The sequence below is a fragment of the Streptomyces sp. NPDC127106 genome (assembly GCF_042677605.1).
Lineage (GTDB): Bacteria > Actinomycetota > Actinomycetes > Streptomycetales > Streptomycetaceae > Streptomyces.
Genome location: NZ_JBHXTC010000078.1, coordinates 1 through 13953 on the forward strand (window position 1 = coordinate 1; position 13953 = coordinate 13953).

The 13953-nt window shown below is 67.6% G+C and carries 13 protein-coding genes and 1 pseudogene; 7 read left to right on the forward strand and 7 right to left on the reverse strand.

Going from position 1 to position 13953, the window contains the following annotated elements; translation table 11 throughout:
- Together ACFVGY_RS34910 and ACFVGY_RS34915 are read left to right on the forward strand one after the other, a co-directional pair.
- Positions 1 to 181, forward strand: a pseudogene (locus ACFVGY_RS34910) (IS630 family transposase); the annotation flags it as partial.
- Between the two features lie 42 nt (positions 182 to 223).
- Positions 224 to 553 carry a hypothetical protein gene (locus ACFVGY_RS34915; RefSeq protein ID WP_385685675.1) on the forward strand — a complete coding sequence of 110 codons (330 nt, stop codon included), beginning with the start codon at positions 224 to 226 and terminating at the stop codon, positions 551 to 553.
- Positions 554 to 589: 36 nt separating this feature from the next.
- Here the strand turns inward: ACFVGY_RS34915 and istB are convergent, their stop codons facing one another.
- Both istB and istA read right to left on the reverse strand, forming a co-directional pair.
- Positions 590 to 1360, reverse strand: coding sequence for an IS21-like element helper ATPase IstB (gene istB / locus ACFVGY_RS34920; protein ID WP_385685677.1), 771 nt, complete (start codon positions 1358 to 1360; stop codon positions 590 to 592).
- Entirely contained in the window at positions 1357 to 2778 is a 1422-nt protein-coding gene (gene istA, locus ACFVGY_RS34925) for an IS21 family transposase (protein ID WP_385685680.1), read from the reverse strand. Before istA ends, istB begins: the two co-directional genes overlap by 4 nt.
- 85 nt (positions 2779 to 2863) lie before the next feature.
- Here istA and ACFVGY_RS34930 point away from each other — a divergent pair, with 85 nt between their 5' ends.
- Positions 2864 to 3805: a TniB family NTP-binding protein gene (locus tag ACFVGY_RS34930; RefSeq protein ID WP_385685743.1), complete on the forward strand. Its 942-nt coding sequence runs from the start codon at positions 2864 to 2866 to the stop codon at positions 3803 to 3805.
- Positions 3806 to 5432: 1627 nt separating this feature from the next.
- Here ACFVGY_RS34930 and ACFVGY_RS34935 read toward each other — a convergent pair.
- The 4 genes from ACFVGY_RS34935 to ACFVGY_RS34950 form a co-directional block, all read right to left on the reverse strand.
- The gene (locus tag ACFVGY_RS34935; RefSeq protein ID WP_385685683.1) at positions 5433 to 5990 is read right to left on the reverse strand and encodes a hypothetical protein; all 558 of its coding nucleotides are present in this window, start codon (positions 5988 to 5990) and stop codon (positions 5433 to 5435) included.
- Positions 5991 to 6262: 272 nt separating this feature from the next.
- Complete coding sequence (locus ACFVGY_RS34940; RefSeq protein ID WP_385685686.1) at positions 6263 to 7222, reverse strand: hypothetical protein; 960 nt, start codon at positions 7220 to 7222, stop codon at positions 6263 to 6265.
- A gap of 463 nt (positions 7223 to 7685) precedes the next feature.
- Positions 7686 to 8126: a hypothetical protein gene (locus tag ACFVGY_RS34945; RefSeq protein ID WP_385685689.1), complete on the reverse strand. Its 441-nt coding sequence runs from the start codon at positions 8124 to 8126 to the stop codon at positions 7686 to 7688.
- 37 nt (positions 8127 to 8163) lie between these two features.
- Positions 8164 to 8391 (reverse strand): hypothetical protein, encoded by a 228-nt coding sequence (locus tag ACFVGY_RS34950; protein WP_385685692.1) that lies wholly within the window; start codon positions 8389 to 8391, stop codon positions 8164 to 8166.
- A 183-nt stretch (positions 8392 to 8574) separates the two neighbouring features.
- Between ACFVGY_RS34950 and ACFVGY_RS34955 the strand changes: the two genes are divergently transcribed.
- Positions 8575 to 8907 carry a hypothetical protein gene (locus ACFVGY_RS34955; RefSeq protein WP_385685695.1) on the forward strand — a complete coding sequence of 111 codons (333 nt, stop codon included), beginning with the start codon at positions 8575 to 8577 and terminating at the stop codon, positions 8905 to 8907.
- Positions 8908 to 9749: 842 nt separating this feature from the next.
- On the opposite strand, the gene ACFVGY_RS34960 is transcribed toward ACFVGY_RS34955, so the two are convergent.
- The gene (locus ACFVGY_RS34960; RefSeq protein WP_385685698.1) at positions 9750 to 10187 is read right to left on the reverse strand and encodes a DUF2690 domain-containing protein; all 438 of its coding nucleotides are present in this window, start codon (positions 10185 to 10187) and stop codon (positions 9750 to 9752) included.
- 619 nt (positions 10188 to 10806) lie between these two features.
- Between ACFVGY_RS34960 and ACFVGY_RS34965 the strand changes: the two genes are divergently transcribed.
- The 3 genes from ACFVGY_RS34965 to ACFVGY_RS34975 are packed head-to-tail and all read left to right on the forward strand — an operon-like array spanning position 10807 to position 13798.
- Positions 10807 to 11913: a bifunctional DNA primase/polymerase gene (locus ACFVGY_RS34965; RefSeq protein WP_385685701.1), complete on the forward strand. Its 1107-nt coding sequence runs from the start codon at positions 10807 to 10809 to the stop codon at positions 11911 to 11913.
- Complete coding sequence (locus ACFVGY_RS34970; protein WP_385685704.1) at positions 11910 to 13424, forward strand: phage/plasmid primase, P4 family; 1515 nt, start codon at positions 11910 to 11912, stop codon at positions 13422 to 13424. Before ACFVGY_RS34965 ends, ACFVGY_RS34970 begins: the two co-directional genes overlap by 4 nt.
- Complete coding sequence (locus ACFVGY_RS34975) at positions 13421 to 13798, forward strand: DUF6009 family protein (RefSeq protein WP_385685706.1); 378 nt, start codon at positions 13421 to 13423, stop codon at positions 13796 to 13798. The genes ACFVGY_RS34970 and ACFVGY_RS34975 overlap by 4 nt, the downstream gene beginning before the upstream one ends.
- Positions 13799 to 13953: the final 155 nt, after the last annotated feature.

Sequence of the window (13953 nt, forward strand, 5' to 3'; positions counted from 1 at the left end):
GGATTCCTTCAAGCTGTCCACCGATCCGCAGTTCGTTGCCAAGGTCGTCGATGTCGTCGGCCTCTACCACAACCCACCCGAACGGGCCGTGGTGTCGGCGTACTTCGCTGTGTGCACCGCCAAGTACAGAGATATGTGCACCGAGGTAGCTCCCGTTCTGTGGCCGGGTTCAGTCCCGTAACCTCTGCTCTCTCAAGGTCTGGGAGTGGTGAAGGGGGATCTCTTGGAGGAGAGCGAAGCACGGAGACGTGCAGAAGAGTTCGGCAGAACCCTGACCGACCGTTGGGATGAGTGGGCCTTCAAACTTGGCCTGGTGGCGACCCCGACCAGCAAGGGCGTCTATGGCTTCACCTGGTATCCCACGGCGAAGGACGAACAGGGGCGCCAGATCCGGGTCGGGGGAAACTGGCCCATCATCGTCGACCAGGACACCGGGGCATGCCGGCTCGTGCACGGGATGAAGGAGATGGCCGCGCTCACAGGCATGTCAGGAGTCGGCATGATCCGCTTCCACGATGCCAGTACTCGTCGGCGGCGCCGCAACGGCCGCTAGCTCATACGACGGAGCCGCCGGAGGAGCCGTCAGTTCTCAGGCTGCGTCTGTGTCGCGTTCGATGGCGGCAAGCCGGTTCTTGAGACGGTAGCTGGGGCCGTTGATGGAGATGACGTCGCAGTGGTGGAGGAGGCGGTCGAGGATGGCGGTGGCCAGAACCTCGTCGCCGAACACCTGTCCCCATTCACTGAAGGTCTTGTTCGAGGTCAGGATGATGGAGCCCTTTTCGTAGCGCTTTGAGATCACCTGGAAGACCAGGTTGGCCTCCGCGCGTTCGAGGGGCTGGTAGCCCACCTCGTCGACCACGAGGACCGCCGGCCGGAGGTAGCTGCCGAGCTTGCTGGTCAGCCGTCCGGCGGCCTCGGCGGTCTTGAGGTTGCGGACCATGTCGTCGAGGCTGGTGAAGTAGATCGAGTACCCGGCCCGGCAGGCCGCGACCGCGAGAGCGACGGCGATATGCGTCTTGCCCACTCCCGGCGGCCCGAGGAGGGCGGCGTTGGCCTTGGCCTCGACGAAGGAGAGGGTGGCGAGATCCTTGATCTTGCGAGGGTCGAGATCAGGCTGGAACGAGAAGTCGTAGTCATCCAGCGTCTTGTGGTGCGGCAGCTTCGAGATCCGCAGCCCGGTGCGGAAGCGGCGGTCCTCACGAACGGCGAGTTCTTCGGAGAGAACCAGGTCGATGAAGTCGAGGTAACCCATCTTGGCCTCGTCAGCCCGCTGGGCATACTGAGTCAGGGCCTCGGCCAGGTGAGGCAGGCCCAGCTTGCCGGCCGTGTTGCGGATGCGGGTGGAGACCAGCTCGCTCAAGACGATTCCTTTGCGCTCGGCTTGGTGGTGAAGGGGCGGGTGCCGGTCAGCTCGTCATAGACCGACAAAGGCCGGCGACCGACCTCGATCTGGGTGACCGCGGCCCGGTTCAGGAGGGCCGCCAACGGCCCGGCCTGCGAGCCCGGAGCGTCGTGGCGGCGGGGCCGTGGCAGGCCCCCGTCACCGGCGGTGACGCGGCGGCCGGCTCCCGTGGGCAGTCCGTCCCAATGCTTCTCATCCACAACGCGGACGCCTCGGCCGACCGCCCGCGGATGGGTGGCCAGCAGGGTTTCGCCGCTGTGACCAGGGACGGTGGCATGCAGCATGACCTGGGACTTCGTGGCCCTGACTTCGACCAGCTGGCGAGGGCGGACCTTGCGGGCCGGCACCGAGTAGAGATTCGCGTCGAAGGCGACGAGGCAGTCCTTGCCGACATGACGGAGATGCCGCTGAGTGACCACATAAGGCGTCTGCGGCAGCGGGCGGAGGGCCACGTGGTCGCGGATCGCTCTCAGGCCGATGACCTCGCCGTGGGTGCCGTGGACCTTCGCCCGGCGCAGCGGCACCCAGGCGGTGAACGCGGCGTCGAGTTCCTCGATGGAGGAGAAGGCGCGTCCGGCCAGGACGTGGTCGCGGACGATCAACACCTGCCGCTCGACCCGGCCTTTGCCTGTGGGCCGGTAGGCGGCCAGTACGTCGGGATCGAAGTCGTAGTGCCCGGCGAAGGCGACGGCTTCCGGATGTAGGGGGACGGCTTCACCTGGTGCGACGTGCCGGCGGACCACCGTTTTGGTGCGGTCGTAGACGATCGACATCGGGACCCCGCCGAAGTGCGCGAACGCCTGGCGGTGGCAGTCGAAGAAGGTAGCCAGGTCCTGGCTGGTGGTGAAACAGCAGAACGGATCGCGTGAGTACGACAACGTCATGTGGAACGAATAGACCTTCGGGATCCCGACGTGGGCGAGGATCCTGCCCTCATCACCCCAGTCCACCTGGGCCTGAGCCCCGGGCACCACCTCGAACCGGCGGTGCAGGCCCGCCAGCTCGCTCGGGCTGATGCCCAGCTCCTCCGCGATCCGCGGACGGGCTTCCTGCAAGTACATCTTGATCCGCTGGTAGCTCCCGGTGAACCCGTACTCGGCCACCAGGCGCTCGTGAATCACGGCCCCTTTGAGCAGAATCTCGGCCCGCAGCATCGCGTCGATCAACGGCGCGACCTGATCCACCATCCGCCGGTACGGGTGTCCGTTGGGAGCCCTTCGCGGCGGCGCGACCGGCGTCTCGCCCGACAGGTACTTGGCGACCGTCCGCCGGTTCAGCCCGGTCTCCTTCGCGATCTCCCGCAGGCTCATCGCGCCGGACTCGTACAGACCGCGAAACCGCCTCAGCTCCAACCAGCGATGCGGATCCAAGACCACTCTCGCCGCCCTCCGCCGACCCCGAACAGGACGACAACAGACTCGCGCGACACCGGCCTCACCACATCAAGAACGGTGCACTTTCATCCGTACGCGGTGGTGCACGTTCACTTGTACGCCGACAATGGCCGAGTACGACGCACTGGACGCCGAGGGCCGGGATGCCTACGACGACGACCGGCTCGACCACCACGCCCGCCTCCAGGTGGTCGCTACCTCCACGGTCCGCAACACGGTGACCTGCGGTCGGCGGCTGGTCATCCTCAACCGCGGGGCGGTCAGTGCCCGCCGGGGTCTGATCGTCTCCGGGCCCGCGAACACCGGCAAGACGATCGCGCTGACCCAGCTCGGCCTGGCGCACGAGTTGCAGGACCGCCGCCGGCACCCCGGCCAGGGCGAGCGCATCCCGGTCATCTACATCACCGTCCCGCCGGCCGCGACACCCCGCATGATCGCCGCCGAGTTCGCCCGCTTCCTGGGCCTGCCCGTCCTGCGGAGCTCGAACATCACCGACCTGACCGAGGCCGTCGTCGGCGTCTGCACCAAGGCCCGCACCAGCCTCATCCTGGTCGACGAGATCCACAACATCTCCCTGACCACCCGCCACGGAGCCGACGCCTCGGACACGTTGAAGTACTTCTCCGAGCGCATACCAGCGACCTTCGCCTACGCGGGCATCGACATCGAGGACGGCAGCCTCCTCTCGGGCACCCGCGGCGACCAGATCGCCGCCCGCTTCACCTCGATGGCCACCCACTCCTTCCCCTACAACGCCGAGTGGAAGGCGCTGATCGCGCAGATGGAGGCCAACCTCATCCTGCACAAGCACCAGGCCTGCACCCTGACCCGGCTGGACCGCTTCCTCCACACCCGCACCAACGGCATGATCGGCACTCTCTCCCACCAGATCCGCGGGGCGTCCGTCGACGCGATCCTCAGCCGCACCGAGAAGATCACCAAGGCGGCCCTGCTGGCTGTCGACCTGGACATCGCCTCCCGCCGCAAGCGCCCGGCCGCGGCCCGGTGAACCAGTCCGCTGACGAAGCCCCCGTGCTACGGCTGCCGTTCCAAGTCCGGCCCCAGAGCGGCGAAGGCCCTCGCTCGTTCATCATCCGGCTCGCCCAGGCGAACTGCCTCCCACCTGCCTACCTGCGCAAATACCTCACGCAGCCGCCCTTGCACCACGGCATCCCGACCTGGAACCGCATCGCCGCGGTCACCGGCCGCGACCCGGCCGAACTCCGCCAGGTCCTGGAGACCATCGAGTGCACGGAGTGCGGCAACCAGATCCGGCCCCTCGCGAGCTTCGGGGTCACACCCCGGACCTGCTCGACCGCTTGCCGCCAGAAGCGCTACCGCAAGGGCATCCCCGCGAGCGACTGGAAGAAGATCCCGTGCCTCGTCTGCGGAAATCTGATGCGACTCCGCCTCGGACAGCGTCGCCAGATGTGTTCCTTCCACTGCCGCCGGATCGCCTTCCAGCTCCGCCAGCACGGTGAACCACAGCCCAGGCCACCGAAGGCCAGGGCTACCTCCGACCCGGCCATGGTGAAGCAGGACACTGGTCTCTGCGTGGCCTGCGAAGGCCCGATGAAAGGCTCGATCAGGCGAAAGGGATGCTCGCGACGCTGCAGCGCGAGGCTCTCCCACTGGAAGCGCACCCCGCTGCCGAACAGCGCATGCCGCCACTGCCAGAAGCAGCTCTTTCCCAGAGCCGACGGCCGCCTTCCGGAATGGTGCTCGACGGACTGCAGAGCCCAGGAACGGCTCCGGAGGCGAACCCAGGCCGCATCCCGACCCCCGCGCCGAGAAGCGGAAGCCGAGCACGAGCCCGCCGGACCGGAGTCATCGCCGGCTGGTGACCCTTCCGGCAGCCAGACTTGTCGGGGCTGCGAGCGGTGCTACTGGCCTCTCACGGCCACCAACCCGTGGTGCTCTCGCCGATGTCTGGACCGCGAGCTCGAAAGGCGTGCTGAACTGCAGGAATGCGGGGCCTGCGGAGCCTCGATGGCTCACCGCAAGCCAGCCCCCGGCCGGATCTGGTGCTCGCGCGCGTGCAGTCAGAGAGCCACCCGCTGGAACGCAGAGTTTCGGGCGCGAGCGGTCTTGGTGACCAGCCCCGACAGACCGGAACAGCAGACCTGCCGGGGCTGCCAGGGCAAGTTCCAGCCCCTCAGGCCCAACCCGTGGTGCTCGGAGCAGTGCCTTGACCAGGAAGTTCTCAGGCGGTCCGAGCAGCGGGAATGTGGATCCTGCGGAACTTCCATGATCCACCTCAGGTCGTTTTCCCACCGCAGGTGGTGCTCGCGCACCTGCCAGCAGAGGGCAGTTCGCTGGAGAGCAGAACTCCGCGACCGCACGTCGAGCCGCGACTACGGCCCAACTTCAATGGCACCAACTACCTAGTGGTCCATCTTCGATGACACAAGGAGACGTTGGCCCAACTTCGATGGCAAACCGTCCGTCTTCGCTGTCACAGGTCACCCTCTGCCTGACCGACACCACGCCGCTGAGGAAGGTCGACCGACGTGCAACACAGATGCAACGCCCAACTGCAACAGGCCCTGCGTTGCAGCCCTCACCTGCGAAAAGAGGTCCTCGCGCAGCTGCGTGCAGGCGTATTGCACCACGTCTGAAGCCGCCGGTGCGCCGGGTTACCGGTGCTCGCTGATGCGGGGCTGCCGTCCCTCCACGAGCTGCCGCCACAGGGTCCGAACGGTGTCCGGGCCGTCCAGCCAGGTCGTGGGGGAGGGGGCGGGCAGGGGCAGGCCGGCCATGTAGTGGGCGATGTCGGCGTAGTAGGCGTAGTCGCCGCGTTCGGCGAGTGCGTGCAGCCGCTCGATGACGGTGCGTACCTTGTCGTGTTCGCCGAGGACGGCGTGGTGCAGGGCGGCGGCGAGCTCGAGGACGGCCTCGGCTGAGGTGATACCCGCTGCGCGGATCTCGGTGCGCAGGGCGCGGGCACCGGCGAGGTCGGCGAGCGTGCCGGCTTCGCGGGCGAGGGCGGCGACCTGGACGGTGAGGGCCGTCGCGCGCTGGTCGAGCCCGGCCAAGAGCTGCTCGGCGAGCGCGATCTCGTCGTCGGCCTGGTCGGGGTCAGTGAAGGCGTACGCGAGGGCGAGGTGGGCTTGGGCGATGGCCTGCTCCCCAGTGTTGCCGTGCTGCTCAGCCTCGGTGCGGGCGGCGGTGAAGGCGGTGGCAGCCTGGTTCATGTCGCCGTGGGCGAAGTGGATGTCGCCGAGGACCCGGTTCCCGCGCCCTGGCCAGCCGAGGGTGCGGGCGGTGCCCTACGCGCGCGTGCACGAGGTCTCACCGAACGACCCGACGGTTCGCGCTGGTCAACGCCCCGGAGGTCGGTCCTTTTGGACCCAATGGAGTCAACCCTGTTGGGGGACAGCCGTTTGGGCACAGTGGTGGAAGCCGAAGCGGTCCCGCCCTGCTCGAGCGCTGACTGTTCCGTCACAGCCTGGTGGGGGCGCGCTGCTTAGACCGCTGCCGTAGCCAAGGCGCCCGGAGCCGAGGGCTGCTCACGGCAGTTCTGGGCCCATCCCTTGAGGTCATTGGCTAGTTGGGTTGAGAGTTTGTCCAGGTAGCCGTCGGGGTTTTCGGCAGCGCTCGCTGCCGCGCGTTCCAGGTCGCTGACCATCACCTTCTGAGCTCCATGGATGATCTCTTGGTAGCCAAGACCATGAAGAAACGGGACAAGCGCCTTGATCAGTTTGCCGATGCACCCCCGCACGTGTTCGTCGGGATCATCGCGCCAGATGCCGTAAAGGCGTACCGCGATGGAGCGCAGAGCGCCCTCGACGGATGGACCTTCCTTGGTCATCCTCGCCAGAGCATCGATGATGAGCAGCTTGGTCTTGGGTTTGAAGGAGGGATTCCAGAAGCCGTCCACCGCGCTCGGCCAGTGCAGGGATTGGCAGGCGCTGAGCCTCCTCGCGTTGCGGCACAACAGCTCCGCGGCAACGAGCTGGCTGTTGGGGGATGCCGAACGCAGCGCGGCGTCGATCACTAGGATGGCCGTCTCGTCCGAGACCCCTTCCGCGCCTTCGGACCACAGGTCCACCAAGAGTGCAACGGCGAGATCGGAGTGGTCGAGCCGGGTGAGTGCCAGCAGCCCCGAGGCCATCGCCGCTGGATGCGCGGGCCCCGATTCGGTCGGGGAGAACAACTGTCCGGCTCGCATAGCGGCATCCAGCCTGAGCTGACGTTGCCGTTCATTCTGCTCTTGCGCCAGTCGGCGTTCGGCCTGATGGTTCACCATCAGGCCGATCAGGGATACCGAGGCGGTGACCAGTACCCCGATGAAGGTGAGGACGGCCGTGAGTTGCTTTGTCTCACCACCGCCGATAAGGCCATGTAGAAGAGCCGCGGGCAGCCCGGCGGCAAGGAAGAATACACCGATCGAGGCGGCAACCAGCCGCCTGCTGTCTCTGCTCACATGCAACCCTTACCCCCGGCGCCCGTCATTCGGGCGTGACGCCTTCGACGATGCCCCTGATGAAGCACTCAGAGCCCTGAAGGCTGGCCGCCACCCCTGCCGCAGCCCTGGCGTAGGACTTCAGGTGAGACCGCTCAGAAGTTCTCAACCGGCCGAGAGGCCTCGGCGGAGGTCGCGGAGCTGTCCGAGGGCCACGGCGAGTTCGTTGCGGAGCCGTACATTCTCCTCGTTCAGTTTCCGGTTGGCGTCCCTCAGCGCTCGCACCACGGTCTCGTGTGACTTGGTGGTGATCCGCTGATGGTCGGGGAGAGCCGGTCGCCGCGTGGCGCCGGAGCTGCTGCGAGCCCTGCACCGGGCACTGCACCTCACACCGCTTTAGGCCTGTTGGACCCAACGCCCCCGGCCGCCGTCGCAGGCCGGGGGTGGACCAGCTCGAAACCGTCACGGCGAGCGGGCCTCGGCGCTACATGGGTGCGCTGCGCGCCCGCCGCTGTTCGCGGATCTGGTCCTGTCTGGCCAGCAGCCGCCGGTTCTCCTCAACCAGTGACAACGGCCGGTTCGCCTTCGCTTCCTTCTGCGCCGCGCGGCGCTGCGCCGTGGCGGCCTGGTCCTTCTTCTCGCACTCTGGATGGACCGGCTTGCCCCGGCACGCCCCCTGGGCGCGGCTGATCCAGACGGTGCCCTCGATGAGGTCGGCGCACATCGCGCACACCGCAGGGCCCCGCCGTCGAGGCGCCGGCGCTGTCGCGCGGGGCGACTTCGCCGCCTGAGTCGCCGTCGTCCCGTCGGCCCGCGTCACGGTGACCGGCGAAGCCGGGCTGACGGAATAGGACCGCAGGTCGTCCGGGGTCGCCCGGTGCTGCTGGCCCTTCCTGCCCCCGCGCACGGGGATCTTGTCGCTCATGCGCGCAGCGTACGCCTTGGCCTATCCGGTGCAGTGCTCAGGCCACGCGGGCGGCACCGTGGCCTTCCTCGATCTCATCAGCCATCTCCAGAAAGCTGCCGAAGGAGAAGCCGCCGAGCAGCTTGGCGGCGCCGGCCAGCACCATGAACGCCAACTGCTCGTCCCTCCCGGCCAGCGCCCCGGGGCCCCCGGCCGACGGCCGGAACGAGGCCAGGATCCGCTGATACGAGACCAGCGGCAGCTGCTCCTCCAGGGTGCACAGCAACTCGAGGTGAGTGCGACCCCGGGCGGCCAGTCCTCCGTCTCGCCGAACTCGTGCAGAACCAGCAGCAGCTCGTGCCGGTACCGTCCCGGCCGGTTCAGAACGCTTCTCGTCATGCGCCACGGCATACCGTCCCCAGCTCACGCAGGCACGCACGGCTCGGGGCGCCGCCGGAGGTTCACTCCGTTGGACCGCCGACGTCGAGGTAGCCGCCGCTGCCGGACAGTTCCTCCACTGCCCGCGCCGAGTTCGCCGCGTCCCTGGACACCCCGCGACCCCGGCCACCCGGCCCCCTCCCTGCCACACATCGGCGACGTCCCCGCCGACCCCGGCCTGGTCCTGGCCCTCGCGACCGCCCGGCCCGCGCTGGAGGGCTCCGACACGTCCGTGGCGCTGCGCGCCACCGGACACGAATGGGAGTTCCACCCGTCCGTCCGCCCCGCCCTGCAGGCCCTGCTGTCCGGCGCCCGCCTGATCCTCGGCGACCTGGCAGAGCGCTCGGGCCTCACTGCGGAATAGGTCGCAGGCCTCGCCACCGAGCTGGTATCCAAGGACGCGGCCGCCCTCTCGCAGCCCAAGTAGGAACCGCCCGTGTTCGACGCCCCGCCACCGCCACCGCCGACCGGATGCTGGCCGCCCAGCGGCATGCCGCCGGCCAAATCTCCTGCATCGCCTGCGGCACTCGCTTCATGCGGAGCACGGCCAAGCGGCGCGAGCACGGCGCACGAAGCAGGCTGAGCTCGACCTCTACGAGAACCCCTACGCCTCCGACGCCGACCCGGTGGATCCGCCCCGAGCAGGCGGTCACGTTCACCTGGCAAACGGTCACGGTCGCTTCGCCAGCGCGCAGGACAAAGGGGTCGTGGACGAGCACGACCAAGACCAGCACTACGTCGCCGGACCGGCGCGGCCAGCCCTCAGCACGGCGCAGGCTCGAGAGACGACGGCCGGACTACGCACGGTGATGGACGACGTCCGACGCGCCGTGACTGTGCGCGCGCCGCCCGGGGCCGCGCGCGCAGGCCTACTAGCGCCTGGATATCGACCGCGATGAGCACCATCACCGCTGGCGCCGACTCGTCTCGCGTGCGAGACACCGGCCCGCGCGCCTCGGCCCGCGCTCGATTACGGCCTATCTCAGCGTGCTCTGCTCATCGTGTCCGGCTCTGCGACGTCGTCGCAGAACTTGAGCATCCCCGGGCTCGCCTCGCCTGCCCGCAGCGGCCTCCACGCCCTCTGTGAGCTCGCCGTACGCGCCGTGGTCCGCCAAGCCTCGGCCTACTGCTCGCCTTCCAGCGGAGTGCCTGTCGGCTCTGGCGAACCTGCCCTCGATTCAGCAGAGCCGACAGGCGGCGCGTGGATCAGTGCCAGCCCGTGCAGGACCAGCTGCCCCCTCGGCCGTCGTACTGCTCCACGCACGCGCGGTAGGCGTTGCTCGACCCGACCATCTGCGTGTACGCCTCGTAGGAGAGCGAAGCATTCGCGAGATACGAACGACCACCCCGAATCTCGATCTTGAATCGCCAGGAGTCGTTCGCCCTTTCGATCCGCGCCCAGGCAGCACTGCATCGGGCCGAGTTACGCAGTTCCACACGTGGCCCGCCGCCGGCCGGGCTCACCCGGGCGACGACCTTGGCACCGGAAGCACACCCCTCACGCTGGGGGTTCTTCCCCGTGCACGAAGAACCCTTACACGCTGCCGGCGCGGCGGCCTCGGCCGACAGAGCGGGGGTCAGCAGCAACGCCGACGTCAGAGCTGCGGTGCCGATGGACAAGAGGGCTAAACGACGAACGATCACAGGGCTCTCCTTCAGCGCACCAGGAGAAATGCACATGGAGCCTGATCTCCAGTGCACCGGTGCTCACTCGGATCTTGATCCGGGCACCGCACCCGGAATCTCCCAGCGACGACGCACCACTCCACCGAGTGAGTACCCGCCGAGGGCTTCACCCCCGCACTCACGAACCGCTCTGAAAGCACTCCGGGGGCGGTTGGTACAGCTGAAGCCAGGCATGTCCAGAAGTGACTGTGGTGTTCAGTCGCTGGCTTCAGTCGCTTGGCATATCCGCAGGTCAGGGCCTTCCAGTGAGCTGGACAGCGACTGAAGCGACTCAGCTTCAGGTATATGAGGAGATTCGTGTGCGCGCGTGTGCGTCATATATAGGAGTGTTCAGTCGCTTCGGTCGCTGTTGAGTAAGTTATGTGCCGTCTGACCTGCAGGTTCGCGTACAGCGACTCACAGCGACTGAGTGAGTGTGGGTCGCTGTGACCGGCCTGCCTTAGTCGCTGAGCGCCCGGGTCGTGGCCGGTCGACACACCGGCTGAAGGGTTTGGTGACATGCTGCCCGCACCGTGCCCTGAGCTTCGCTAGGCTGTGTCCGTTGTTGAGTCGCTTCAGTCGCTGTAGGGGGAACCAGATGCCCAATGAGCTGCGGTTTTCTCGCAGCGACTCAGGGCACAGCACCTCTGAGCGTTCAGTCGCTACGCACACTGTGGCCCGATGGTGCGTCGGCAACGGCTGGCCCGTGCTGCCGCTGGCCGCTGGCCGCAAGACGCCGGCGGGCAACTGCCGGGACTGTTCTCAGCCGGGCCACACCCACGAGGGCTGTTCCTGCCCGCAGGCAGGCAAGTGGTGCCACGGATTCCACGCGGCAACGCTGGACTATGACCGCGTCGACAACTGGTGGAGCCGCAACCCTGCATTGGGAGTAGGTGTCGCCTGCGGCCCGGCAGGCGTAGTCATCATCGATGTCGACACCCACACCGCCGTATTGCCCCCGCGGGACAGGATCCTGCCCGGCATCACGATCGGCGACCACATCGACCTGTCGGGAATGACGACCGGGTACCACTCGCTGGCGGTCCTGGCCGCCCTGCGCGACGCGACCTCGCCGACCGAGGACGACTCGACCCTGCGTGTCCGCACCCCTTCCGGTGGCATGCATATTTGGTACCGGGCCACCGACGGTCGCCGCTGGCAGTCCTCAACGGGCTCAGGCAAGTCCCGAGCGCTGGCCTGGCAGGTGGACGTCCGGGCCTACGGCGGGTACGCCATCGCCCCCGGCACTACCACCAGCGCAGGCACCTACACGCCCATCGGCTCCACACGCCAGCCCGCCCCCCTCCCCGCCTGGCTGGCGCAGGAACTGCAGCGCACAGGACACCTCCCGGCGGCGCATATCCCCGCCCCCCGCCCTGTCCCCCCGCGCGCCCGCCAGGCAGTCATCGCGGCTGGCGGTGGCCGTGAACAGACATCCCGGATGCTGTCGGCCCTCCTGGCGGACGTTGCCGCCTGCGCACAGGTCTCCGAAGGCGCGGGCTTCACCGAGAAGCTGAACCGAGCCGCTTACACCTTCGGTGGTCTCGTCGCCGCTGGCCAACTTCCGCAGGAAACGGCCGAACGAGTTTTGCTCGACACCGCCGTCATGGCCCGCCCGGGTCAGAACCAGCGCATCGAGCAGATCGTCCGTAGCGGCATGACCGCTGGCGCCAAGCGCCCCCTGTACCTCGGAGGCCGCCGGTGACCCCTGTCCCCAAGGAAAACGGCTACCTCTTCGACTTCGACGCTGAAGCCATCGCTGCCCAGATCCTCGCCCAAGCCCCACAGCCGCTGCCTGCCCAAGCACGAGAACAGGCTCACCCAGACCACGCCAGCCCCGCAGGCCTGCTCCCCGACACTCTCAGCGACCGAGGCAACGCCAAGCTCTTCGTCCGCCTCTACGCGGGCGACTACCGGCACGTTCCCGGCCTGGGCTGGTACCGGTGGGACACCACCCGCTGGCAGGTCGACGAAGACGACACCGTCATCTGGGCTGCCGGAGACCTGGCTGAAGCCATCGCCACCACAGACCCTCGTGGGATCTACTCCAACCAAGCCCTCCTCAAGCACCGTCGCCGCGCCCTGAGCACTGCCGGGCAGAACGCCCTGCTAACCCAGGCCAAGTCCGCCCCCGGCATGGTCCTCAAGGCCGAACTCCTCGACGCCGACCCTTACGCCCTGTGCACCCCGGCCGGCATCGTGGACCTGCGCACCGGCCTGATCCGCCCCCCGGAGGCAGACAAGGACTTTCACTCCAGGTCCACTTCCAGGGGCCCCAAGCCACAGCCCACCCCCCGCTGGAACCGATTCCTCACCGACGCCTTCGGAGACAACACCGAAGGCGCCGAAATGATCGACTTCCTCCACCTGCTCCTGGGCTACTCCATCACCGGCGACGTCGGTGCTCAGGTCATGCCCTTCCTCTTCGGCTCCGGCAAAAACGGCAAATCCGTCCTGCTCGACGTACTGATGAAACTCCTCGGCGACTACGCAGACGCCGCCCCGCCCGGCTTCCTCATGGCCAGAACCTTCGACGGCCACCCCACCGAACTCGCCGAACTCCACGGCCGCCGCGTCATCGTCTGCTCCGAAGTCAAACCCGGCGACAAGTTCGATGAGGCTCGAGTCAAACTGCTCACCGGCGGCGACCGCATCAAGGCCCGCCGGATGCGGCAGGACTTCTTCTCCTTCACCCCGACCCACAAACTGTGGCTGATTGGCAACCACCGTCCCGAGGTCGGCACGGGAGGCTTCGCCTTCTGGCGCCGCATGAGGCTCGTACCGTTTGAACGGGTTGTCTCCGACGACCGGAAGATCGACAACCTGGCCGACATCCTCGTGGCAGAAGAAGGCCCCGGCATCCTCGCCTGGCTCATCGACGGAGCCCGTCGCTACCTCGCCGGCAACCGCGACCTGACCGGCCCCACACCCGTCCAGATTGCCACCAACGCCTACGCCGAAACCGAGGACCACACCGGCCGCTTCTTCGAAGAGTGCTGCACCCTCCAGCCCGATCACCGAGCCGAACAAGCCCGCCTCTACAGCGTCTACCGCACGTGGTGCCAAAATGAAGGCGCGCCCGCCGTCTCCTCCCGCGCTTTCGCAGCCCGGGCCCGCGAGATGGTAGGCCTCGCCTCACCCAAAGAAATGATCTTGTCCAACTCCAAAAAGTACTACCCCGGCATCGGACTGCTCGCCGAGGAGGAGAGCGCATGAGTTCCCTCATCTCCGACGACGAGATCCACAACGAAGTCGAACTCGTCTGGCTCGAAGACGTCACCGACCTTGACTACGTCCGCCAATCCCTCGACCGTCTACCCACCCGCCGCGGCAAGCCCGCCTACCACAGAGACGGCCGCCTCGTCGGCTACGCCCAACTCGGCCCCCAAGCCAAACCCTCCCGCGCCAGCGGAACCTTCCGCCGCCGAGTGTTCTGGCTCCTGCCCCACGACCGAGACACCGTCCCCGACGGCCTCTACTCCACTGGCGCCCCAGCCGAAGCAGTCGACCCTCGAACCCTCTCGGCCGGCAGCCGAGGCAGAAAGACCGACCGCTCCGAGAAACCAGCACAGCCCACACACCACCCGTAGGCCTGTCCAAAAACGATTCGGCATACCCCAGCTTCAGTCGCTTGAGTCGCTCCAATGGGCGTCGCTATGCCAGTGACCTGCAGGTTTACGAACCAGTGACTCAAGCGACTGAACCAGACGGCGACGCAAGCCGCCCCGTCCACCCGCACTGAAAG

Coding starts and splice junctions, on each gene's coding strand:
- ACFVGY_RS34975 (WP_385685706.1), top strand. CDS start 13,421: ATGAGTTCCCTCATCTCCGACGACGAGATCCACAACGAAGTCGAACTC.
- ACFVGY_RS34945 (WP_385685689.1), bottom strand. CDS start 8,126: ATGAGCGACAAGATCCCCGTGCGCGGGGGCAGGAAGGGCCAGCAGCAC.
- ACFVGY_RS34965 (WP_385685701.1), top strand. CDS start 10,807: ATGCCCAATGAGCTGCGGTTTTCTCGCAGCGACTCAGGGCACAGCACC.
- ACFVGY_RS34935 (WP_385685683.1), bottom strand. CDS start 5,990: ATGAACCAGGCTGCCACCGCCTTCACCGCCGCCCGCACCGAGGCTGAG.